The organism is Actinomadura rugatobispora (assembly GCF_055379765.1).
In genome coordinates, this window is sequence record NZ_AP029191.1 from 6,480,334 (window position 1) to 6,501,682 (window position 21,349).

Here is a 21,349-nt window from a genome sequence, read left to right on the forward strand (position 1 = left end):
GTCAGTCCGCGACGTCGACGCCGAACAGGCGGGCGAGGCCGTCCAGCCCGAACCCGTAGCCCTGCCCGACGGCGCGCAGCCGCCAGCCGGTGCCGCGCCGGTAGAGCTCGGCGAGCAGCATCGTCCGCTCCGTCGTCGCCGCGTCCAGCGTCGCCTGCGCTAGCGGCCGGGCGTGCCGGCCGGGGCCCGCGGCGATCTCGACCGCGCCCAGGTCGCCGAACGTCGCGTCGCCGTCGACCGCCGCCGCGACCACGACCCGCCGCACCCCGGCGGGCAGCAGCGCCAGGTCGACGGTCACCGCCTGCTCGGCCGGGCCGTCGGCGGACAGCCGCACGGCGCCGTCGGGGCTCTCCGGCGCGCCGTAGAAGACGAAGTCCTCGTCGCAGGCGACCTGCTCGTCGGCGTCCACGGCGAACGCGACCACGTCGACCTCGCAGGCCGCGTGCTGCGCCCAGGACGCGGCCACCGTCCACCGCGTCGCCCCGGCGCTGACGGGCAGGTCGGCCACGGCGCCCCTGGCCAGCACGAACGGGTCCGCCGCCCGGTCCGGTGCCGGACGCGGCACGGGCGCCCGCAGCCACTCGCCCTCGTACACCGGCAGCTCCAGCGCGCGGGCCCGCGCCATGCGCCGGTCGGACTCGCCGCCCGCCAGCACCACCACGTCGGTGACGCTCGCCGAGAGGTTCACCGCCGCGGCCCCGCCCAGCTCGACCACCCTGCCGCGGGCGCCGGACGCCTGCGGGTGGCTCCCGCCGACGACGAGCACCCGCCGCCCCGCGAGCGGACCGCCCTTCCGGCCCCTGCCGCCGTTCCCGCCGCCCTGTGGCGCCGCCTCCGGCGCGTCGGCGGCCGGGGCCGGGGCGTCGTGCGGCACCCCGGCCCGGACGTCGCCGAGCAGCCGCACGAACGTCCGCTCGTCGATGACGGGGACGCCCTCCTCCCGCGCCCGCCGCGCCTTGCCCGAGTCCGACCTCGGGTCGCCGGCCACCAGCGCGCTGGTGTGGCGGCTGACGGAGCTCATCACGTTCAGCCCGGCCGCCGCCGCCCGCGCGGCCAGCTCCTCGCGCGGCACGCCCGTCTCGCCGGTCACCGCGACCTTCATGCCCTGCACGAGCGGGCCGCCGTCGGGAAGCCGCCCCGGGTTGCGGTACGCGCACGGGACCTTGGACGTCCTCGGCCGGTACGCGCCGTTCTGCTTGGGCGGGCAGGGCACCAGCGGCAGCGGCACGCCCATCTCCGCCGCGGACGCCAGGGAGCCGCGCAGCACCCCGGCGAGCGCGCGGGTGTCCTCCAGCGCGTCGTGCTCGCGGGCGTGCGCGACGCCGTAGTGCGCGGCGAGCGTGCCCAGCCGCAGATCCGAGGTCGGCGGCGCCAGCCGCCGGTTGAGCGCCAGCGTGCACAGCCGCCGCCGGACCGGCAGCGCCAGCCCGGCGCGCGCGAACTCGTGCGCGAGGAAGCCGTAGTCGAACGGCGCGTTGTGCGCCACCATCACCCGGTCGCGCAGCAGCTCGGCGACCTTCCCGCCGACGTCCTCGAACCTCGGGGCGCCCCGCAGTCGCCCGGCGGTCAGCCCGTGGACGTGCACCGGCCCCGGGTCGCAGCCCGGATCCAGCAGCGTCGTGAACTCGCCGGTCCGCGCGCCGTCGGAGCCGACGGTCACGATCGCCAGGGACAGGACGCGGTGCTCGTGCGCGCGGAAACCGGAGGTCTCCACGTCCACGAGCGCCCATTCACCAGGGTGCTCGGAGCTCTGCATGGTCGCACGCTAGAGCCGGGTGACCTGCGGGGGAGCGGCCTGACGGAAGGTGCCCACATGCGGACATCCGGTAAACCGGGGGGCACGCGCGGGTCCCGAGACGGATCGGGTCTGACATATCGGTGGGAGGGAGCGGGCCGGAACGGCATGATCTCTGTATGCGGACAGAAGAGATCATCGGTATCTGGCGGACCGTGATCCTGGGCGACCACAAGTCGTGGGTGATGTTCGGGAACGGGACGTGCGTGATCCTGATGGAGCCCGAGGAGGACCTCGCCGCGCAGGCCGTCGGGATCCTGCGCGAGTACGGGCCCGTGCACGCCGGGACGCCGTCCGCCGACTTCGGCATCATCGAGCTGGACGACGCGCCCGGCTGGGTCGTGTACGGCCACCACCACGACGACGTGCTCAGCTACGTCGCGCCCGACGAGGTCGAGGAGGCCGACGAGCTGAAGGTGGGGCTGCTCGGCCGCTCCCGGCGCGACCAGGACGGGCGCGAGCTCGAGGTCGTCCACGTGGAGGACAAGCGCGGGCGCGGCGACTGAGACCGGCCCCACCAGGAGAATTCCCCGACGTGACGCCGGGTGTCAGTGGTTGTCGGTATATAGGGAGGCGTGGCCGACTGGGATGAGGACGCGCGGGGGCGACTGCGCGCCGCCGTGCACCGGCGGGACGCCCGGCGGGGGCTCGACGTCCTGGCCGGCCGTCCGCTGGGGCCGGTGCTTCAGTACGCGGGCGACGTCCTGATCGCGGCGCTGGAGGGCGCGCTAACCGGCGCCGACCGGCTCGCACGCACATGCGTCGAGGAGCTGACCGGCCGCGACGGCCCCGGCGACGCGGAGCTGGCCGCCGAGCTGGCCGCCGCTCTCGACGGGACGGCCACGCCGCTGGCGGACGCGCCCGTCGACCTGGCCGCGCTCGGCCCCCGGCTCGACGCCGACCCGTCCGAGGGCGTCCACGTCGTCGACCTGCGCACCGGCGACATCGACTCTGAGATCGACGGCGGCCCGCCGCCCTTCGACACCGCCGACGACCCGGGGCGGTGGCTGACGTTCGTCCCGGGCGGGCCGGGCCCCGGCGGACCGGGCGAGGAGGCGCAGCGCGGCAGGGCGCGGAGCTGGCTCGCCGCGCACGGCTACCGCCCCGGCCCCCGCCCCTTCCTCTAGCAGGTCACGAGCCGGGGCGGACCAGCGGGAACGGGACCGTCTCCCGGATGCTGCGCCCGGTGAGGGTGATGAGCAGCCGGTCGATGCCCATGCCCATGCCGCCGGCCGGGGGCATGGCGTACTCCAGCGCGCGCAGGAAGTCCTCGTCCAGCTCCATCGCCTCGGGGTCGCCGCCCGCCGCCTGCAGCGACTGCTCGGTGAGCCGCCGCCGCTGCAGGATCGGGTCGATGAGCTCGGAGTAGGCGGTGCCCAGTTCGAGGCCGAAGACGATGAGGTCCCACTTCTCGGCCAGCCGCGGGTCCTTGCGGTGCGGCCGGGTGAGCGGCGAGGTCTCCGCCGGGAAGTCGCGCACGAACGTGGGTGCCTTGAGGTCATCCTCGACCAGCGCCTCGAACAGCTCCTGGACGACGCGCCCCTGCCCCCACGCCGGGTCGACGTTCACCCCGGCCCCCTCGGCGGCGGACCGGACGGCCGTCAGCGCGGTGTCGGGCGTCAGCTCCTCGCCCAGCGCCTCCGACACCGACCCGTACACGGTGATCTCGCGCCACGGCTCGGCCAGGTCGTACTCGACGCCGTCCCGGACGACCACCGTGGTGCCCAGCGCCGCGCGCGCCGCCGCGACGACCAGGTCGCGGGTGAGCACGGCCATGGTGTCGTAGTTGCCGTACGGCTCGTAGGCCTCCAGCATCGTGAACTCGGGGTTGTGCTTGTGCGACACGCCCTCGTTGCGGAAGTTGCGGTTGAGCTCGAACACCTTCCCGACGCCGCCGACCAGCAGCCGCTTGAGGTAGAGCTCGGGTGCGATCCGCAGGTACAGCTGCATGTTGTAGGCGTTCATGCGGGTGGTGAACGGCCGTGCGGTGGCGCCGCCGTGGATCGGCTGGAGCATCGGCGTCTCGACCTCCAGGTAGCCGCGATCGCGCAGCCCGTCCCGTACGGCCGCGACCGCGTCGCCGCGCATCCGCAGCATCCGGCGCGACTCGTCGTTGACGATGTAGTCGACGTAGCGCTGCCGCACCCGCGCCTCGGGGTCGGCCAGGCCCGTCGCCTTGTTCGGGAGCGGGCGCAGGCACTTGGCGGTGAGCTTCCAGGAGTGGGCCAGCACCGACAGCTCGCCGGTGCGGGACGTCACCACCTCGCCGGTCACGCCGACCTGGTCGCCGAGGTCGATCAGCGACTTCCACGACTTCAGCGACGCGGCGCCGAGCGCGTCGGAGGTCAGCATGATCTGCAGGTCGCCGGTCTCGTCGCGCAGCGACACGAAGATGAGCCGGCCGTGCTCGCGGGCCAGCATGACACGCCCGGCGACGGAGACGGACGCGCCGGTGAGGGTGTCGGGCGCCAGATCGGGGAAGCGCTCCCGGATGCCGGCGGCGAAGTCGGTGCGCTCGAAGCCGAGCGGGTACGGCTCCATCCCCGCCTCGCGGATCTGCTCCAGCTTGGCGTGCCGGACCCGCTCCTGCTCCGACAGCCGCCGCTGCGGCGCGCGCGCCGCCTCCGCCTCCTCCTCGATCTCATGGATCTTGGTGACCAGCTCCCGGGACGGCGCCATCCGCGCGGCGCGGTCGAGCTTGGGCCGGTTGAGGTTGGGCAGGAAGCCCTCGGCCCGCGCGTAGGCGAGGCCGAGGCGGATGACGTCGCGGTTCTGCATGTAGCAGATGAACCGGGGCCGCCAGTCGGGGTTGTACTTGGCGTTGGACAGGTACAGCGATTCGAGCTGCCAGAACTTGGAGGCGAACGACAGCAGCCGGTAGTACAGCCGCGCCACCGGGCCCGCGCCGATCTGCGAGCCGCGCTCGAACGCCGACCGCAGCATCGCGAAGTTGAGCGAGAGCCGCTGCACGCCGATGGTGCCGGCCCGCTCGGCGAGCTTGGCCACCATGAACTCGTTCAGCCCGTTCTCGGCCGCGCGGTCGCGCCGCATCAGGTCCAGCGACAGCCCGGTGCGGCCCCACGGGACGAAGCTGAGCAGCCCGCGCAGCTCGCCCTCGGCGTCGAACGCCTCGACCATCACGCAGCGGCCGTCGGTGGGGTCGCCGAGCCGCCCGAGCGCCATGGAGAACCCGCGTTCGGTGTCCTCGCCGCGCCAGGCGTCGGCGCTGCGGATCAGCTTGGCCATCTCCCACGCGGCGATCTGCGAGTGGCGGCGGATCCGCACCGTGTACCCGGCCCGCTCGACCCGCCGCACGGCCTGCCTGACCTGCCGCATCTCGCGGCCGTCGAGGTTGAAGTCGGTGAGGTCCAGGATCGCCTCGTCGCCCAGTTCGAGGGCGTCGAAGCCGTGCCGCCGGTAGATGCGCGCGGCGCGCTCGCCGACGCTGACCGCGCCGGGGATCCACGCGTGCGCGCGGCACTCGCCGAGCCAGGCCGCGATCGCCTGGTCCCAGGACTCGGGGTCGCCCAGCGGGTCGCCGCTGGCCAGCGAGACCGAACCCTCCACCCGGTAGGCGATGCCGGCCTTGCCGTTGGGGGCGAGGACGAAGTCCTTGTCGCGGCGCAGCGCGAAGTAGCCGAGCGAGTCCTCCTCGCCGTACTCGGCCAGCAGCGTGCGCACCGCGATCTCCTCGTCGGAGTCGAGCACCGCGTCGCCCCGGCCGGGACGGAACAGTGCCCAGAAGGTGACGATGAGCAGCCCGGTGCCGAGCACCCCGATGATCGTGTCGACCCAGCCCGGGACCAGCACGTCGATGGGCTCGCCGGTGACGCCCGACCCCAGCACGGTCTGTATCACCACGTACCAGGGATGGGTCCAGAAGCCGCCCCGCGGGTCCTGGTCGGTGACGGTGACCAGGAACGTGCCGATCCCGCCGCTGACCACCACCAGCACGGTGAACACGATCGCGGCGAGCCGCCGGTTGGCGCGGTCGGGCAGCGTGGTGAACTCGCCGCGCGCCGCGATCAGCAGCGCCAGCGCGGCCAGGAACACGCCGGTGGTGATGGCCTCGCCGACCGGCGTCGGCTCCGTCGGGTCGAGGATCAGCGCGAGCAGCAGCAGCGTGGACGTCGCCGAATACAGGCCGAACAGCAGGACCAGGATCCGCCACGCCGCCTTCTTGCGCCGCCGCACCCCCATCGACAGCAGGATCAGCAGCAGGCCGAACGGCACGCTGGCGGTGAATCCCAGATAATAGATCCAGCGCAGTGCCCAGATGTCGGCGACCTCGAGGATGAGGTCGGACGACAGCCAGGCCAGAATGGACAGGATGCCGGAGAGCCGGGTGTACCAGAAGAAGATGGTCGGCACGGTCTGGATGAGGCCGTGCCAGCCTGCGGCGAGTCCCGCGCCGGGCCTGCCCTTACCTGTACCTGGTGTCACGTTCATGCACGCTTCTGTCTTCGTCGGCTCTCAGGTCCACCTTGGCGCCAACCTCGGCGACACGGTGAACGTCTCACGGGTAGGGGACGGGGCAGCTGGGGGATGATGTCCCTACGGGGAGACCTACCCCCCATCGGAGTCGGTCCAAGGTTGTCAGCAAAAGTCGATATGGTCGCGGATATGCCAAATGAGTCCACCGGGGAGCGGTTGCTCGCCCGCCGCTACCGACTGGTGACGCAGGTCGGCCGCGGCGGCATGGGCACGGTCTGGCAGGCTCACGATGAGGTCCTCGGTCGTGACGTCGCGGTGAAAGAGGTCATCCTGCCGCATGGTCTCACCGATGAGGAACGCACGGTCCACCACAAGCGCACGTTCCGTGAGGCGCGCACCGCCGCGCGCCTCGGCCACCCCGGCGTGGTCACGGTGTACGACGTGGTCGAGGAGGACGGCCGGCCCTGGATCATCATGGAGCTCATCCTGGCCCGGTCGCTCGACCAGGTCATCAAGGGGGAGGGCCCGCTGGAGCCGCGGCGCGCCGCGGAGATCGGCCGGCAGATGCTGGCCGCGCTGCACGCCGCCCACGAGGCCGGCGTGCTGCACCGCGACGTCAAGCCCAGCAACGTGCTGGTGACCAGGGGCGACCGCGCGGTGCTGACCGACTTCGGCATCGCCACCGCCTCCGGTGACGCCACCCTCACCCAGACCGGCCTGGTGATGGGCTCGCCCGCCTACATCGCTCCCGAGCGCGCCCGCGGCCGCACCGCCGGACCCGCCTCCGACCTGTGGTCCCTCGGCGTCACGCTGTACGCGATGACGCACGGCAAGTCGCCTTTCGAACGCTCCGAACCGATGGCCGCCCTGGTCGCGGTCATCTCCGAGGACCCCGACCCGCCCGACAACGCCGGCCGTCTCGCACCGGTCATCCGCGGCCTGCTCCGCAAGGACCCCGACCAGCGGATGGACGCGATCGAGGCGGGCGCGCTGCTCGACGACATCGTCCGGCAGGAGACCTTCGACACCCAGCGCACGCAGGCCGTCGAGTTCCCCCTGGGCGAGGCCCAGGCCGAATCCGCCGCCCCGCCCGCCTCCGACGAGACCGTGCGCGACACGTCCCGCGCCGAACCGCCCGGCGGGCAGACCCGGATCGAGCCGGCTCCCGAGGCGCCCGCGCGCAAGCGGCCGTCCGGCCCGATGGCGTGGCGCCCCGGCTCGCCGACCGAACCGGCGGGCAGCCTCGCGCCCTCCGGCGACCGCCCGCCGGGCAACCGCAACCCGCTCCTCATCGGCGTGATCGTCCTCGCCGTGCTGGTGGCCGTGGTGGTCTTCCTGCTAACCCGGGACGGCGACGGCAAGGAGGCCGACACGCGCGGCAGCACGCCCACCGGCACCGCCCCCGCCTCCGCGTCCCAGAGCGCCTCTGAGACGCCGTCACCGTCGCCGAGCGGCAGCCCCGGCATCCCCGCCGGGTTCCGCCTGCACGAGGACCCCACGGGCTTCTCCATCGCGATCCCCAAGGACTGGAAGGGCCCGCTCCGGCGCGGCTCGTCGTCCTCCAGCGTGTTCTTCGAGCCGCCGAGCGGCGAGGGTTACATCCAGGTCGACCAGACCTCCGACCCCAACGACAGCGCGCTGGAGGACTGGGAGAAGTACGAGCCGAACGCGCGCGGCCGGTTCCCGGGCTACGACAAGGTCAGGATCGGTCCCGTGGCCCAGGGCGAGCCGGTCAGCGACCCCGACGGCGACGACGCGGCCGACTGGGAGTGGACCTACGACGGCAAGGGCGGCCAACGGCTGCACGCCCTCAACCGCGGTTTCGTCATGAACGACACCGGCTACGCGATCGTGCTGGTGGCCCCCGACGCCGACTGGGACAAGACCTTCTCCGAAATGGCCCCCATCTACCAATTCTTCAAGCCCAAGGACAACTGACCTCCCCCGTTCCCCGCCAGCCCAACTCGGCACCCACCTCGCTTGTCCACTGTCCGGCCCGGAGCGGAGCGCCAGCGGAGTGGAGGGACGGGCAGGCGGCGGGGAGCGGGTCCGTAGCGAGCCCCCAGGCGAGCGGAGGAGGCGTTCACCGCCGTCCCGGGGGGTGTGGGGGGTCGCCCCCCACAATGAAAGGGCATCTATGTCGGACGGGGAATCGGACGGGAAACGGGTGGTCGCCGGTCGCTACCGGCTGATCGCGGTGGTGGGACGCGGCGGCATGGGGACCGTCTGGCGCGCCCAGGACGAGATGCTCGACCGCGAGGTGGCGGTCAAGGAGGTGCTGCTCCGCCAGGATCTGAGCGATCAGGAGCGGGAGGAGCGGCATCGCCGGACGCTGCGGGAGGCGCGGGCGTCGGCCCGGCTGAACCATCCGGGCGTGGTGACCGTACACGATGTCGTGGACGAGGACGACCGTCCGTGGATCGTGATGGAGCTGGTCAGGGCGCGGTCGCTGCAGGAGATCGTCGATGACGGCGGGCCGCTGCCGCCCGGGCGGGTCGCCGGGATCGGGCGGCAGGTGGTGGGGGCGCTGCGGGCCGCCCACGCGATCGGCATCCTGCACCGCGACGTGAAGCCCGCCAACGTGCTGATCACCTCCGAGGACCGGGCGGTGCTCACGGATTTCGGCATCGCGCAGGTCGCGGGGGACGCCACCCTCACCCGGACCGGGGCGCTGGTGGGCTCGCCCGCCTACATGTCGCCCGAGCGGGTGAAGGGCGAGCGGGCGATCCCGGCGTCGGACCTGTGGGCGCTGGGGGCGACCTTGTACGCGGCGTGCGAGGGGAAGCCGCCGCACCACCGTTCGGACGCGATGGCCGTGCTGGCCGCCGTGATGACGCAGGAGCCGCCCCCGCCGCGCAACGCGGGGCCGCTCGCCCCCGTCCTGTACGGGCTGCTGCGGAGCGATCCCGTCCAGCGGCTGCGGGCCGATCAGGCCGAGGAGATGCTGCGCCAGGTCGCCACGGGCACCGCCCCGGCCGCGCACGGCTCGGCTCCCGTGGGCGCGGTGACCGCGGGGGCGGTGTCCGGCGGGGATGCGGAGACCCTGGCGCCCGCGGCGGACCGGACGCAGGGGGCTCCGGCCCTGGTCTCGGATGTTCGCGTGCCCGACTACAACTCCGACATCCCGGTGCCGGACCTGCCGGGCCCGGAGCGCACCGTCCACGGCACGGGCGGCCCCGGCGGCGGGACGGGCCGGCGGGGCAAGGTGCTGGTCCCGGTGATGACGGGCGCCTTGATCGCGCTCGTGGTCGTGGGCGTCTTCGGGTTCGTGCTCTGGCCGGACAAGGAGTCCGGGGGCGATGCCGGGCCGTCGCCGAGCGCGCCCGTGCAGAGCCCGCCCGCGCAGAGCGCCGCCCCGCCGCAGTCCGGGCCGGCCACGGCGGCCGTGAGCCCGCCCAAGGACGTCCTGCCGGCGCTTCCGCAGGGGTTCGTCCGGCAGCGCGGGCCCGGGTTCACGATCGGCGTTCCGGCGGGCTGGACGCGGCAGGTCAGGGGCAACAGCACGTTCTGGCTGGACCCGGCCTCGGACGCCTACGTCCAGGTGGACCGGACGGGCTGGACCGGCGACCCCTTCCAGCACTGGCAGCAGTGGCAGCGGGAGGTGATCGCCAAGAGGTCGCTGCCCGGCTACCGGACGATCGACCTGACCCGGGCGACCGTGGCAGGGCGCCCGGCCGCCGACATCGAGTTCGCCTGGAACGGCACCCGCGCCAAGGACCGCGGGGTCATCGTCGACGGGCGCTCGTACGCCGTCCTGGTGGCGGTTCCGGCGTCCCGGTGGAACACGTACCAGCCGACCGTGAACAATGTCATCGACACGTTCCAGCCATGAGCGTGAAATGAACATCGGGACGGGTGGGAGCGTCCCTGACAAAACAGAAGGCCGTGAGGTGTGCGCGAGGCGTTCCTCTAGGCAGCGCCACGCGCGACGGGGGAACATTTAGACATGGGAGAGGGTCATGTGCTCGCCAACCGCTACCGGTTGGACGCGGTGGTGGGCCGTGGCGGCATGGGCACGGTCTGGCGCGCCTATGACGTCATGCTGGACCGCGAGGTCGCGGTAAAGGAAGTGGTGCTGCCGCCCGGGCTGACGCCGGCGGAGCGCGACATCCTGTACCAGCGGACCTTCCGGGAGGCCAGGGCTTCGGCCCGGCTCAACCACCCGGGCGTCGTCACCGTGCACGACGTGGTGGAGGAGTCCGACCGGCCGTGGATCGTGATGGAGCTGGTCCGGGCCCGTTCGCTCCAGGACGTCCTGGAGGTGGGCCTGCTGGAGCACCGGCGGGTGGCCGAGATCGGGCTGCAGATGCTGGCGGCGCTGCGGCATGCCCACGAGAAGGGGATCCTGCACCGCGACATCAAGCCCAGCAACGTCCTGATCACCGACTCGGGGCGGGTGGTGCTGACCGACTTCGGGATCGCCCAGGTGGAGGGCGACGCGACGCTCACCCAGACGGGCCTGGTCATGGGGTCGCCCGCCTACATCCCGCCGGAGCGCGCGCAGGGGGAGCGCGCGGTGCCGGCCTCCGACCTGTGGGCTCTGGGCGCGACGCTGTACGCCGCGCTGGAGGGCCATTCGCCCTACGAGCGGCCCGATGCCATGGCCTCGCTCCAGGCGGCGCTCACCGAGCCGGTACCGCCCGCGCGGAACGCCGGTCCGCTGGCGTCGGTGCTGGAGGGGCTGCTGGCGCGCGAGCCGGCCAGGCGGATCACCGCCGCGCAGGCGCAGCCGATGCTGACCCATGTGGCCACGATGCCGGAGCCGCGCCCGCCCATGCCACCGGCCCGGCTGTCGGAGGACACCGTCCTGGACGAGCCGCCGCCCGCCTTCTACGAGCAGACGGTGGTCGACGAGCCCGCGGACACCGTGCTGGACTCGTCCGAGTTCGAGGATGTCACCCGGGTCGACCCGGGGACCTCGTCCCCCTCGTCGCCCTCGTCGTCGTCCCCGTCCTCCTCCTACGGCCAGAACAGCGCGGTCTTCCGGCCCAACACGCACCCTTCCGGCACGGCCGGCGGGTCCGGTCGCGGCGGCCAGGAACAGCAGGGCGGCGGTCAGGGGCAGCAGCCCGGACCGGCGCAGGGCCAGGGCCAGGGACACCAGGCGGGCGGCGGCCAGGGGCGGGACGCCGGGGCCGGGGGCAACGCGGGTGCCGGTGGCGGCTCGCCGCGTGATCCCGAGGTGCGGACGCTGCTGGAGACCGACTGGGCGATCCCGCCGCCCGGGCCGCAGACGCCGCCGCCGTGGGAGCAGCCGGCGCAGCACCGGCAGTGGCAGCAGCCCGCCGGGCCGTCCGGCAACCGGGAGCGGGAGCGCCGCAAGACCGTCGTGATCGTCACCGTCGCGGTGATCCTGGTGGTGGTCGCCGTGCTGGCGGGCGCGTTCATCCTGCGGACCAAGCTGAACTCCTCCGCCGCCGCGCCCGTCGCGCCGCCCGCGTCCGCGCTCTCGCCGCCGGTGGACGACCTCCCGCCGGCCCTGCCCTAGGGCGTCGAGCGGAGGCGAGGGCGGAGGCCGGGGCCGGTCAGCCGCCCGCGACCAGGGCGTTCAGGGCCAGGCGCAGGTCGGCGATGTGCGCTTCGAGATCGTCCAGCGTGCCCGCGGAGCCCGTGCCCTCCTCGCGCAGCCGGGACACGTCGCCCTCGACCCGGGCCATCCGTTCGTCGAGGGCCTTGAGGATCTGGTCGAGGCCGGCGCCGTCCTCGCCGTCGAGGGCCTGCCGCAGCAGCGTGGCCTGCCGGCGCAGCTGCAGCGTGCGGCGGTGCAGGTCGACGAAGATCGAGACCTTGGCGCGCAGCAGCCAGGGGTCGAACGGCTTGGTGAGGTAGTCGACGGCGCCCGCCGCGTAGCCCTGGTAGGCCTGCTCGCCGGCCTCGCCCGCCGCGGTCAGGAAGATGATCGGGATGTCGCGGGTGCGGGGGCGGCTCTTGATGTGCCCGGCGGTCTCGAAGCCGTCCATCTCCGGCATCACCACGTCCAGCAGGATCAGCGCGAACTCGTCGTTCAGCAGCTCCCGGAGCGCGGCCCGGCCGGAGGAGACCGGGACGACCTCCACCGGCAGCGCGTCGAGCACGGCCGAGAGGGCGACCAGGTTCTCCTGCCGGTCGTCCACGGCCAGGATCTTGGTGGCGTGCGGCACCGGCTCCTCCGGGCGTCGGTGGGTGCTACGTCCGACCACCCTGTCATGCCGCCGCCCCGGACGACAGCCGGTCAAGGGCGAATCGGCAAGGTGTGAGAATTCCATCCCGATTTTCGGTCGGGATCCCAGGGGATTTTCAGGACAGCCATCCCGGCTTGACGAGCCCCGACTCGTAGGCGAAGACGACCAGCTGGGCGCGGTCGCGGGCGCCGAGCTTGACCATCGTCCGGCTCACATGGGTCTTGGCGGTGGCCGGGCTCACCACCAGCCGGGTGGCGATCTCCTCGTTGGTCAGGCCCTCGCCGACCAGCGCCATCACCTCCCGCTCACGCTCGGTGAGCGAGTTGAGCCGCGGGGACGGCGCGGGCTCCTTGGCCCGGGTGGCGAACTCGGCGATCAGCCGGCGGGTCACGCTCGGCGACAGCAGCGCGTCGCCGGCGGCCACCGCCCGCACCGCGTGGATCAGCTCGACCGGCTCGGTGTCCTTGACCAGGAAGCCGCCCGCGCCGCCGCGCAGCGCCTCGAAGACGTACTCGTCCAGCTCGAAGGTGGTGAGGATGACGATCCGGACGCCGTCCATCCGCTCGTCGGAGGCGATCCGCCGGGTGGCCTCCAGCCCGTCCAGGCCGGGCATCCGGATGTCCATGAGGATGACGTCCGGGCGCAGCCGCCGGGCCTGCGCCACCGCCTCCTCGCCGTCGCCCGCCTCGCCCACCACCTCGATGTCGGGCTGGGCGTCCAGCAGCGCCCGGAACCCGGCGCGGACCAGCACCTGGTCGTCGGCGAGCAGAACCTTGATCACTCGGCACCTCCCGGCCCCGGCCCGCCCCGCGGGCCGGGCTCCTCGTCGACGGGGAGCGAGGCGCTCACCCGGAACCCGCCGCCGGGACGCGGCCCGGCCGAGAACGTGCCGCCGAGGGCGGCGGCGCGCTCCCGCATACCGTTGACGCCGCTGCCGCCCGGATGGTCGTCCAGCAGCGACACCCCCTGGCCGTCGTCCTCGACCCGGACGGCGACGTCACGCTCACCGTAGGCGATCCGGACCGTGGCCGTCACCGGGCCGGGGCCCGCGTGCCGGGTCACGTTGGTCAGCGACTCCTGGACGATCCGGAACGCGGCCAGGTCGGTGCCGGCCGGGAGCGGCCGCCGCTCGCCGACGATCTCGGCGTCCACCCGCAGCCCCGCCGACCGGGCCCGGCCGAGCAGCTCCTCCAGCCGGGCCAGCCCGGCGGTGGGGGAGCGCGGCGCGCTCTCGCCCTGCGAGCGCAGCACCCCGATCACCGACCGCATCTCGGTCAGCGCCTCCTTGCTGGCCTCCTTGATCGCCGCCAGCGCCGTCCGCGCCTGCTCGGGGTCCTGGTCGATGAGGTGCAGCGCGACCCCGGCCTGCACGTTGATCATCGAGATGTTGTGCGCCAGCACGTCGTGCAGCTCCCGGGCCATCCGCAGCCGCTCCTCGCTGGCCTGGCGGCGCTCCTCCTCGGCCCGGGTGCGGGCCGCCGCGGCGGCCCGCTGCGCGCGCATCCGGATCAGCTCCCCGCTGATCAGCGGCACCACCACCCAGGCGACCGCGAACGCGGTCGAGCCGAGGCTGGGCTCCTCCACCGGGAAGACCCGGTCCGGGCGGCCGCGCTGCTCGAACGGCACCCCGATCAGCCAGGTGAGCACGAAGTAGCCGGCCAGCCCGGCGAACGTCGCGGCCCAGGCGAACAGCCGGTGCCCCGCCGTCACCGCCGCCACGATCGCGACCGCGGCGGCGAACACGCCGGGCCCGTAGGTGTAGGCGCGCAGCAGGTAGAGGCCGGTCACGGCGCCGACGGACGCCAGCGTGAAGACCGGGTTCCGGCGGCGCAGCAGCAGCAGCGCCGGGCCGCCGACCAGCAGCGCGATGCCGAGGGCGTCGAGCGGTGTGCTGGAGTAGTCGTCGACCCCGCCGGGCGCGCCCGGCCCGTGTCCGCCCTCGGACGGACCCCACCCGTCGTGCCCCCAGGGCCCGCGCTCGCCGCTCTGCGCGCCGAGGGACCCCACGACCTGGAAGATCGCGAGGAGGAGCGGGACCACCCACACCGGCCAGGTGCCGGGCAGCGGAAAGTGCCCCCGGTGCGGTCCGGCCGGCGGGTCCGCGCCCGGCGGGGCGCCGTCCGGCGCGGTGGCGCCCGGGGTCGCGGCGCTCGACGGGGAACTGCTCATTGCAGCACGTTAGGTCACGTGTCCCGGCCGGGCGTCGGCCGGGAGGAGTGATCGCCCGTACTCCCCGCGGGGTACCGGCGGCACCCGATTGCCTCCATCCGGCCGACGTCCGGCGCGGTGCCCGCCCGGCAGGCTTGATCCACATCGAGCCCGAGGGGAGGGGACCGGGATGAGACCGCTCGATCCGCTCGCCCTGGCCGGGCTGCTGATCCGCTACGGCGCCGGGGTGTGGACGCTGGTCCTCTGGGTCGACCTGTTCCGCGACGCCTGCGTCACCGAGACCCTCGACGACCACGGCCTGCTCGTGGGCGCGGCCGTACTCCTGGGGACCGACACGCTGGCGCGGATCGGCCGCTTCCTGCTGCCGCCGCTGCTGTACGGCCTCGCCGAGCGGCTCCGTCCCCGCTGGGAGGCCCGCGGGCTCAGGCGGTCCAGCGGACGGGCAGCCGCTCGAAACCGTGCCGCGAGCTCGAACGCAGCCGCACCGGCTCGCCCGCCGGCACCAGCCTGCCAGGCCGGTCCAGCAGGGCGCTGAGCAGTGCCCGCAGGTGCACCCGGGCCAGAGTCCCGCCCAGGCAGGCGTGCGCGGCGTGCCCGAAGCAGAGATGCGGGCGCACAGGCCCGGTGCCCTGGGGCCGCTGGGCGGCCAGGCTCGCGGGCAGGAACCGGTCCGGGACGAACCGTCCCGGCTCGGGGAAGGCGTCCTCGTCGTGGTTGGCGGCGGTGAGCCACAGCGACACCCGCTCGCCCGCCAGCAGCGGGACGCCGCCCACGGACGTGGCGCGCAGCACCACCCGCCGCACCCGCATGACGGGCGTCCACCAGCGCAGCATCTCCTCCACGGCGGCGTCGAGGAGATCGTCGTCGCCGGGCGCGGCGCGCAGCCGGGCGTACTGCTCGGGCGAGCGCAGCAGCGCGTACACGCCCCCGGCCAGCGTGTTGCGCAGTGTCTCGGGCAGCTCGGCGGTCACCTCGCCGACGAAGTCGGCGGGCTCCTCCGGGCGCATCCGGGCCACCAGGGAGCGCGCCGGCGGCTCCATGTCGATCGGGAGGTCGGGGTCGCCGGCCGCCCCGGTCACCGGCCCGTGCCGGGGCTCGGCGGGATCGGGCGCGAACAGCTCGGCGTGCGCCAGGGCGGACCGGACGTCGACGTAGCGGAGCACCGCCCACGCGCCGGGATCGCCGGCCGGCCGCCCCTCCTGCCACACCACCGGGGTCCTGGCGCGCAGCCGCTCCAGCCGGTCGTACGGCACGCCGAGGGCGTAGGTGTCGGGGGAGGCCAGGGCGTCGGCGTCGGAGACGGGCGGCGCGTCCCGCCGGTGGGCCATGGCGGTCCACCTCCCTCCCGTCGCCCTTTCCCGTCCATTCCCGGTTCGCCGCCGCCTACCGTCCGGCCCGCGGGCTGAGTGCGGGCTCAGCCCGCGAGCCATTCGCCGGTCTCCACGCTGACCAGTCCGTGCCGGGCCGCCTCGATCACCGCCTCCCGCTGCGAGTGCACGCCCAGCTTGCTCAGCACGCTCTGGACATGGCTGCGGGCGGTGCTGCGGGTGACGCCCATCGCCTTGGCCAGCGCCTGGGTGGACTCGCCGCGCGCCAGCCGGGTCAGCACCTCCCGCTCCCGCGGGGTGAGGAACCGCGCCACCTTCTGCGCCTGGCTGCGCGGACGGTCGGCCGGGCCGCCGTCGAGCGCGGCCCGGTCCACCACGACCTCGCCGTGCGCGACCCGCCGGAGCACCTCCAGGACCTCCTCGGCCTGCTGCCCCTTGTGCGCGAATCCCCGCACGCCCGCCGCCAGCCCGGCCTCCAGCACGTGCCGTTCGAGGAAGCCGGTCAGCACCACGAACCGGGTGGCCGGCGAGGACGCCCGCAGGCGCGGGATCCACTCCAGCACGGTTCCGGACGGGAACCGCAGGTCGATCAGGCACACGTCGGCCCGCCGCCCGCGCAGCACCGGCAGCAGCGCCTCGGGGGAGTAGGCCACGCCGACCACGACGTGCCCCGCGTCGGCGAGGACCAGTGACAGCGAGTCGGCGAAGACCGCGTGGTCGTCGCAGATCACCACCCGCATGGACGACGACGGAGGCGGCAGCGCCACGGCCCCGCTCATGGATGGGGCCGCCAGTCGTCGGCGTGCGACCAGGCCGCCGGTGTCCCGGCCGGAACCGTACCGGCGGGCGGCGCCGACGGCAGCAGCACCCGCACCCGCGCGCCGCCCATCTCCCCGGTGCGGATCTCCAGCCCGCCGCCGTACCCGGAGATGAGGTCGTGCACGATGCCCAGCCCGAGCGAGGACAGCCCCGCCTTTCCCGCGCCGAAGCCCGGCCCGTCGTCGTCGACCTGCACGGCCACCCAGCCCTTGTCGGTGGTGACCCGGACGTCCACCCGGCCGGCCGCGACCCGGCAGGCGTTGTCGAGAACGTTACGGAGCGCGCGCCACAGCGCCACCGGATCCATGTGCGCCCATGCCTCCGTGCCGCTGAAGTACACCTCGTGCGGGGTGGCCAGCCGCATGCCGGTGACCACCTCGGCGGCCAGGTCGTCCACCCGGATCCGCTCCGGCATGGGCACCGGCCGCCGGTCGTCGCCCGTGCTCTCGTAGGCGTCGTCGCCCTCGTCCAGCTGCCGCAGCAGATGGTCCAGCCAGCGGGTCTCGCCCAGCAGCTGCTCGACCCGCTCGCGGCTGCCGGCGCCGATGTCGTCGGCCACGGCCACCGCCGAGGCCAGCATGATGATCGTGCCCAACTCGTGTCGGATGTCGTGACGCAGCCGCCGCCGCCACAGGCCCGGATCCTCCTCCGATCCGGGCTGGGGCGCGCCGGCCGCCGGGAGCGTCGCGACGTGGGCGGGCGTGTCGACCGGAGAGGACCGATACTGCCCGTGGTTCATGGAAGGACCCCCGTCCCGTAATACCAGCACCGTGACGACGGTCACTCGCGCGGGAACGGCTGTCCAGACAATTGACCGCAACCGACCAGTCGCTGACCGGAAGTGGACATGGCAATGCGACCCGGCCAACCGGGCCCTTTCCCGGTACGTCCTAGATACGTCTCGGGGTATCTCTTCGGACGTTCCGCCAAGCGCGCGCGAGCGCGTTCGCAAGCATGCCCGAGAGAGATTCTCGGCCACTGCGCGCCATTTCTTTCATACCTACGGCGTAGCCGTCTTGCGCATTCCGGTGGGTGTGGCCGGGCGGGCCGGGAGGGACAGTCATGGCATGCCGACGATCACCTTTCTCGGACATGCCGGGGCGGCGGTCCGCGCCTCCGCGTTCCGCCTGCTCGCCGACCCCTGGCTCACCTCGGCCGGCGCCTTCCTCGGGGCCTGGCACCAGTATCCGAGAAACGATCACCTGGACGTCGCCGGGCTCGCCGACGCCGACTGGGTCGCCGTCTCGCACGAACACCTAGATCATTTCGATCCGTGGTTCATCGACCGGCTCCCCCGCCGGACCCGAATCCTCATTCCGCGCTATCCGGGGCCCGCCTTCCGTGAACGGATGGCGGCGGCCGCCGGTTCCCGCCAGGTAATCGAGATACCGGCCTGGGAGCGATTCCCGCTGGACAATCGCGGGTCCTGGATCACCGTAATTCCGGAGCTCTCGCCGATGTGCCACGACGCGGCCTTTCTCATCGTCGCGGACGGCCGCTCGATGCTGCACTGCAACGACGCCCGGCTCACCGCCGCCCAGGCCCGCCGCGCCAAGCACCTGGCCGGCGGCCGCCTGGACCTGATGGCGCTGCAGACCGCGGGCGCGTCCTGGCATCCGATCTGCTACGAGTACCCGGCCGCGGAGATGGCGGAGGTCTCCATGGCCAAGCGGGTCTCCAAGCTGCGCTCGGTGCAGCGGCTCGTCCGGCAGGCCGCCCCCGAGCTGGCGGTGCCGTTCGCCGGGCCGCCCTGCTTCCTGGACGCGGAGGTGGGACGGCTCAACTGGGTCCTCGACCGCGAGGACGGCGCGTTCATCGACCCCGACATGGCCACCGACTGGCTGCGCGAGCACCTGCCCGGCCAGCGCTGGGACCACTTCAGGCCCGGCGACGCCCTGGACCTCGACACCGGCGAGGTGACCCGCGACCCGGTCTCGGCCGCGTTCTCGTTCGACGACTCCTTCCGCGAGGGCTACCTGCGGAAGTACGCCGAGGACCGGGCCGGCGCGATCGCGGGCGTACTGGCGGAGTTCCCCGAGCCCCGCCCCGGCCTCCACGACCGCTTCGCCGCCCACTTCGAGTACCTGGGCGGGCTCAGCGACTACTTCCTCGGCCGGATCGACATGGTGGTCCGCTTCGAGATCACCGGCCCGAACGGCGGCGTCTGGGACGTGGACATCTCGCCCGACGGCGTCAAGGTCGGCGACGCCGCCCCCGGCACCCGGCCGCACTACCGCATCACCACCGCGGGCCGCTGGGTGGAGGGCGTGCTGGACGGCCGGATCGCCTGGGAGGACCTGCTGATCTCCTTCCGCCTCAGCCTCTACCGCGACCCCGACGTCTACAACGACCATCTCGTCGGGCTGCTCAAGCACGCCAACGCGCCCGCGCTGCAGGCCGTGGAGGCCTACGAGACGGGCCGGGACGAGTCGGAGCGCATCGTCGTGGAGTCGGACGGCGTCAGCTACGACATCCCGCGCTACTGCCCGCACGCCGGGGAGGACCTGTCGGTCGGCGCCGTGGTGCGCGACGGGCAGGTGCACTGCCTGGCGCACAACTTCGCGTTCGACCTCTCGACCGGCCGCTGCGTCAACGCCCGGTCCGCCGGGCTGGCGAGCCGCCGGGTCCGGTGACGGCGACCGCCCCGCAAAGGTATTACGGGTGTTCCTCAATGTCTCCTGAACGTAACCGTTCTGGTGCACTTCGTATTTGTTAGCCGTGCTAGGTTTTGGGGGTATCCGGGGGGTTCAAAGGGGTCGGGGAGTGCTGGAAAAGAAGAGAATCGGCCTGCTGGCCGTGGGTTTCGTGCTGCTCGTCGTCACGCTGGAAGTGCTCGCCCTCCAACTCGGCTCGCTCGAACTCGAGCTGCCGCACGCGCCCGCGATGGCGGAGGACCCCGCCCCCTGACCCGTTCCGGTCGAGCCGTTCCGCGTCCACGCCCGAGCCCGCGTCAGCGGGTGTTGCGCGCCCGCATGATCGACTGCAGGTCGGGGTGCGCGCCGCCGGTCGCGTCCGCGAGCGTCGGGCAGGCCCAGCGGCCCTGGTGCCCCCACGAGTAGGCGATGTCCATCGGCGGGTTCGGCACCAGCCGGTCCCAGCGGCGCAGGATCTCGCGCATCTGCTCCTCGGTCGGCAGCCAGTACTGCTTGTCGCCGCGGGAGCAGCTCTGCCCGAACGTCTGGTAGACGGGCACGACCGCCTTCCGCGGGATGCCCGCCCGGTCGGCCATCCGCACCATCCGGTCGATCGCGCCGATGTCGCAGCGGGCGCCGGTCCGGGCCGACCCCTTGCACGGGTACGGGTCCAGCCCCACCAGATCCACGTTCACCCGGGCGGGCGTGAGCGTCCGCATCGGCCAGTCGGTCAGCGAGATGAACGAGATCTGCCCCGGCGCCTCGCGCTCGACGAGGTCGGCGCGGCGCCGGATCTCGCCCGCGATGTCCGGGCACTCGCGCGGGTTGGGCTCGTCGGACAGGTACCAGCCGTACACCTTCGGATGCCGCGCCAGGCGCCGCACGGCCGCGGCGAACTCCTCGAACGACAGCTCGAAGTCCTCGCAGGTGAAGTTGCCGACCCAGAGCATGGCGCGCATGCCGTCCGGGACGCCCGCGACCGAGGCGGCGTCGGGCTTCACGTCCACCAGGTCGTAGCCGAGCTCCCGCAGCCGCGGGTAGTCCGACGGCTCGGTGTTCAGCGCGATGTTGAGCGTCCGGCCGGGACCGGGGGCGGTCGTGCCCGGCGTCGCGAGCGGGCCCCGGTACGGCTCGTACGGTCCGGACGCGCCGCGCCACACGAAGAAGAGGGCCCCCGCGACCAGGACGGCGACGGCGGCCACCACGGCCGCGCCCTTCACACGCGTGTCCATCGCTGCCTCCCCGGGGACGGAACGGTCAGGCGGCGGAGCCCGTCTCCTCGGCGGGTCCGGCGTCGCCCTTGGGCGTGGTCTTCGGCGCGGTCTTGGGCTTGGCGGGGGCCGAGGGCTCCAGGGGCGGGACGGAGAAGCCGAGGATGTGCCGGACGGTGTCCCACAGCGCCCCCAGCGTGGCCCGCATCGACGGGTCGCGCAGGTACACCGCGTCCACCGCCACCCGGGCCGGGACGATCCGCTCGATGTAGTTGACCAGGTCGACCTCCTCCCCGGGCGGCAGCACGTCGAAGTCGCGGAACCGGACCTCCGACACCCCGGTCAGCCCGGGCCGGTGGTCGAAGATCCAGCGGCTGCCCGGGTCGTAGTGCACCGCCAGGTCGTAGGTCTCCGGCCGCGGCCCGACCAGCGTCATGTGCCCGCGCAGCACGTTGACCAGCTGCGGCAGCTCGTCCAGCGACCACTCGCGCAGCAGCTTGCCGATCCGGGTCAGCCGCGGGTCGCGGTTGGCGGTGACGGTGAGCCCGCCGACGCCCTGCCGCATGGTGCGGAACTTGTACATCGTGAACGGCCGCCCGCCCTGCCCCACCCGGGTCTGCCGGAAGATCCCCGGCCCCGGGCTGGACGCCCGCACCAGCAGGTAGATCATCAGCAGCGGGACGCTCAGCAGCACCAGCCCGGCCAGCGCGCCCGCCACGTCCAGCACCCGGCGCGGGGTGGACGGGGCGACGCCGTCGGCCGGGTCGACCGGCCGCGTGTCCAGCTCTTTCTCCGTCAT

18 protein-coding genes are annotated in these 21,349 nt (G+C 73.7%); 8 read left to right on the forward strand and 10 right to left on the reverse strand.

The annotated features are described in order from the left end of the window. Nucleotide 1 precedes the first annotated feature (1 nt). Entirely contained in the window at nucleotides 2-1,756 is a 1,755-nt protein-coding gene (locus tag ACZ466_RS29020; protein ID WP_378279099.1) for a TerD family protein, read from the reverse strand. Between the two features lie 158 nt (nucleotides 1,757-1,914). On the opposite strand from ACZ466_RS29020, the gene ACZ466_RS29025 reads away from it, so the two are divergent. Both ACZ466_RS29025 and ACZ466_RS29030 read left to right on the forward strand, forming a co-directional pair. Beyond that, the gene (locus tag ACZ466_RS29025) at nucleotides 1,915-2,301 is read left to right on the forward strand and encodes a hypothetical protein (protein WP_378279097.1); all 387 of its coding nucleotides are present in this window, start codon (nucleotides 1,915-1,917) and stop codon (nucleotides 2,299-2,301) included. A 69-nt stretch (nucleotides 2,302-2,370) separates the two neighbouring features. Further along, nucleotides 2,371-2,922: a hypothetical protein gene (locus ACZ466_RS29030; RefSeq protein WP_378279095.1), complete on the forward strand. Its 552-nt coding sequence runs from the start codon at nucleotides 2,371-2,373 to the stop codon at nucleotides 2,920-2,922. 4 nt (nucleotides 2,923-2,926) lie between these two features. Here ACZ466_RS29030 and lysX read toward each other — a convergent pair whose 3' ends face one another. After that, nucleotides 2,927-6,244, reverse strand: coding sequence for a bifunctional lysylphosphatidylglycerol synthetase/lysine--tRNA ligase LysX (gene lysX, locus ACZ466_RS29035; protein WP_378279093.1), 3,318 nt, complete (start codon nucleotides 6,242-6,244; stop codon nucleotides 2,927-2,929). A gap of 174 nt (nucleotides 6,245-6,418) precedes the next feature. On the opposite strand from lysX, the gene ACZ466_RS29040 reads away from it, so the two are divergent. The 3 genes from ACZ466_RS29040 to ACZ466_RS29050 all read left to right on the forward strand — a co-directional run bounded on the left by ACZ466_RS29040 (nucleotide 6,419) and on the right by ACZ466_RS29050 (nucleotide 11,717). Beyond that, nucleotides 6,419-8,167 carry a serine/threonine-protein kinase gene (locus tag ACZ466_RS29040; RefSeq protein WP_378279092.1) on the forward strand — a complete coding sequence of 583 codons (1,749 nt, stop codon included), beginning with the start codon at nucleotides 6,419-6,421 and terminating at the stop codon, nucleotides 8,165-8,167. A 199-nt stretch (nucleotides 8,168-8,366) separates the two neighbouring features. Continuing rightward, nucleotides 8,367-10,061: a serine/threonine-protein kinase gene (locus tag ACZ466_RS29045; RefSeq protein ID WP_378279090.1), complete on the forward strand. Its 1,695-nt coding sequence runs from the start codon at nucleotides 8,367-8,369 to the stop codon at nucleotides 10,059-10,061. A 114-nt stretch (nucleotides 10,062-10,175) separates the two neighbouring features. Next, a complete protein-coding gene (locus ACZ466_RS29050) occupies nucleotides 10,176-11,717 on the forward strand; it encodes a serine/threonine-protein kinase (protein ID WP_378279088.1) in 1,542 nt (513 codons plus the stop codon). Nucleotides 11,718-11,754: 37 nt separating this feature from the next. Here the strand turns inward: ACZ466_RS29050 and ACZ466_RS29055 are convergent, their stop codons facing one another. From ACZ466_RS29055 to ACZ466_RS29065, 3 genes are all read right to left on the reverse strand, one after another. Next, complete coding sequence (locus tag ACZ466_RS29055; protein ID WP_378279086.1) at nucleotides 11,755-12,369, reverse strand: response regulator; 615 nt, start codon at nucleotides 12,367-12,369, stop codon at nucleotides 11,755-11,757. A 136-nt stretch (nucleotides 12,370-12,505) separates the two neighbouring features. Beyond that, nucleotides 12,506-13,171, reverse strand: a complete 666-nt coding sequence (locus ACZ466_RS29060) for a response regulator (protein ID WP_378279084.1) — start codon at nucleotides 13,169-13,171, stop codon at nucleotides 12,506-12,508. After that, a complete protein-coding gene (locus ACZ466_RS29065) occupies nucleotides 13,168-14,559 on the reverse strand; it encodes a sensor histidine kinase (RefSeq protein WP_378279082.1) in 1,392 nt (463 codons plus the stop codon). Before ACZ466_RS29065 ends, ACZ466_RS29060 begins: the two co-directional genes overlap by 4 nt. Nucleotides 14,560-14,728: 169 nt before the next feature. On the opposite strand from ACZ466_RS29065, the gene ACZ466_RS29070 reads away from it, so the two are divergent. After that, nucleotides 14,729-15,094, forward strand: coding sequence for a hypothetical protein (locus ACZ466_RS29070; RefSeq protein ID WP_378279080.1), 366 nt, complete (start codon nucleotides 14,729-14,731; stop codon nucleotides 15,092-15,094). Here the strand turns inward: ACZ466_RS29070 and ACZ466_RS29075 are convergent. The 3 genes from ACZ466_RS29075 to ACZ466_RS29085 form a co-directional block, all read right to left on the reverse strand. After that, nucleotides 14,982-15,887, reverse strand: a complete 906-nt coding sequence (locus tag ACZ466_RS29075; protein ID WP_378279078.1) for a cytochrome P450 — start codon at nucleotides 15,885-15,887, stop codon at nucleotides 14,982-14,984. The genes ACZ466_RS29070 and ACZ466_RS29075 overlap by 113 nt on opposite strands. Nucleotides 15,888-15,973: 86 nt before the next feature. After that, nucleotides 15,974-16,666 carry a response regulator gene (locus tag ACZ466_RS29080; protein ID WP_378279076.1) on the reverse strand — a complete coding sequence of 231 codons (693 nt, stop codon included), beginning with the start codon at nucleotides 16,664-16,666 and terminating at the stop codon, nucleotides 15,974-15,976. Beyond that, nucleotides 16,663-17,445 (reverse strand): sensor histidine kinase, encoded by a 783-nt coding sequence (locus tag ACZ466_RS29085; RefSeq protein WP_378279074.1) that lies wholly within the window; start codon nucleotides 17,443-17,445, stop codon nucleotides 16,663-16,665. The genes ACZ466_RS29080 and ACZ466_RS29085 overlap by 4 nt, the downstream gene beginning before the upstream one ends. Before the next feature lie 718 nt (nucleotides 17,446-18,163). On the opposite strand from ACZ466_RS29085, the gene ACZ466_RS29090 reads away from it, so the two are divergent. Next, nucleotides 18,164-19,339, forward strand: a complete 1,176-nt coding sequence (locus ACZ466_RS29090) for a Rieske (2Fe-2S) protein (protein WP_464041733.1) — start codon at nucleotides 18,164-18,166, stop codon at nucleotides 19,337-19,339. Between the two features lie 130 nt (nucleotides 19,340-19,469). Next, nucleotides 19,470-19,613, forward strand: coding sequence for a hypothetical protein (locus ACZ466_RS29095; RefSeq protein ID WP_378279070.1), 144 nt, complete (start codon nucleotides 19,470-19,472; stop codon nucleotides 19,611-19,613). 43 nt (nucleotides 19,614-19,656) lie between these two features. Here ACZ466_RS29095 and ACZ466_RS29100 read toward each other — a convergent pair whose 3' ends face one another. Both ACZ466_RS29100 and ACZ466_RS29105 read right to left on the reverse strand, forming a co-directional pair. Beyond that, entirely contained in the window at nucleotides 19,657-20,571 is a 915-nt protein-coding gene (locus tag ACZ466_RS29100; RefSeq protein ID WP_378279068.1) for a hypothetical protein, read from the reverse strand. Nucleotides 20,572-20,596: 25 nt separating this feature from the next. After that, the gene (locus tag ACZ466_RS29105) at nucleotides 20,597-21,349 is read right to left on the reverse strand and encodes a sugar transferase (protein ID WP_378279066.1); all 753 of its coding nucleotides are present in this window, start codon (nucleotides 21,347-21,349) and stop codon (nucleotides 20,597-20,599) included.

Coding starts and splice junctions, on each gene's coding strand:
- ACZ466_RS29020 (WP_378279099.1), bottom strand. CDS start 1,756: ATGCAGAGCTCCGAGCACCCTGGTGAATGGGCGCTCGTGGACGTGGAG.
- ACZ466_RS29025 (WP_378279097.1), top strand. CDS start 1,915: ATGCGGACAGAAGAGATCATCGGTATCTGGCGGACCGTGATCCTGGGC.
- lysX (WP_378279093.1), bottom strand. CDS start 6,244: ATGAACGTGACACCAGGTACAGGTAAGGGCAGGCCCGGCGCGGGACTC.
- ACZ466_RS29040 (WP_378279092.1), top strand. CDS start 6,419: ATGCCAAATGAGTCCACCGGGGAGCGGTTGCTCGCCCGCCGCTACCGA.
- ACZ466_RS29045 (WP_378279090.1), top strand. CDS start 8,367: ATGTCGGACGGGGAATCGGACGGGAAACGGGTGGTCGCCGGTCGCTAC.
- ACZ466_RS29050 (WP_378279088.1), top strand. CDS start 10,176: ATGGGAGAGGGTCATGTGCTCGCCAACCGCTACCGGTTGGACGCGGTG.
- ACZ466_RS29065 (WP_378279082.1), bottom strand. CDS start 14,559: ATGAGCAGTTCCCCGTCGAGCGCCGCGACCCCGGGCGCCACCGCGCCG.
- ACZ466_RS29070 (WP_378279080.1), top strand. CDS start 14,729: ATGAGACCGCTCGATCCGCTCGCCCTGGCCGGGCTGCTGATCCGCTAC.
- ACZ466_RS29075 (WP_378279078.1), bottom strand. CDS start 15,887: ATGGCCCACCGGCGGGACGCGCCGCCCGTCTCCGACGCCGACGCCCTG.
- ACZ466_RS29080 (WP_378279076.1), bottom strand. CDS start 16,666: ATGAGCGGGGCCGTGGCGCTGCCGCCTCCGTCGTCGTCCATGCGGGTG.
- ACZ466_RS29085 (WP_378279074.1), bottom strand. CDS start 17,445: ATGAACCACGGGCAGTATCGGTCCTCTCCGGTCGACACGCCCGCCCAC.
- ACZ466_RS29090 (WP_464041733.1), top strand. CDS start 18,164: ATGTGCCACGACGCGGCCTTTCTCATCGTCGCGGACGGCCGCTCGATG.
- ACZ466_RS29100 (WP_378279068.1), bottom strand. CDS start 20,571: ATGGACACGCGTGTGAAGGGCGCGGCCGTGGTGGCCGCCGTCGCCGTC.
- ACZ466_RS29105 (WP_378279066.1), bottom strand. CDS start 21,349: ATGACGGAGAAAGAGCTGGACACGCGGCCGGTCGACCCGGCCGACGGC.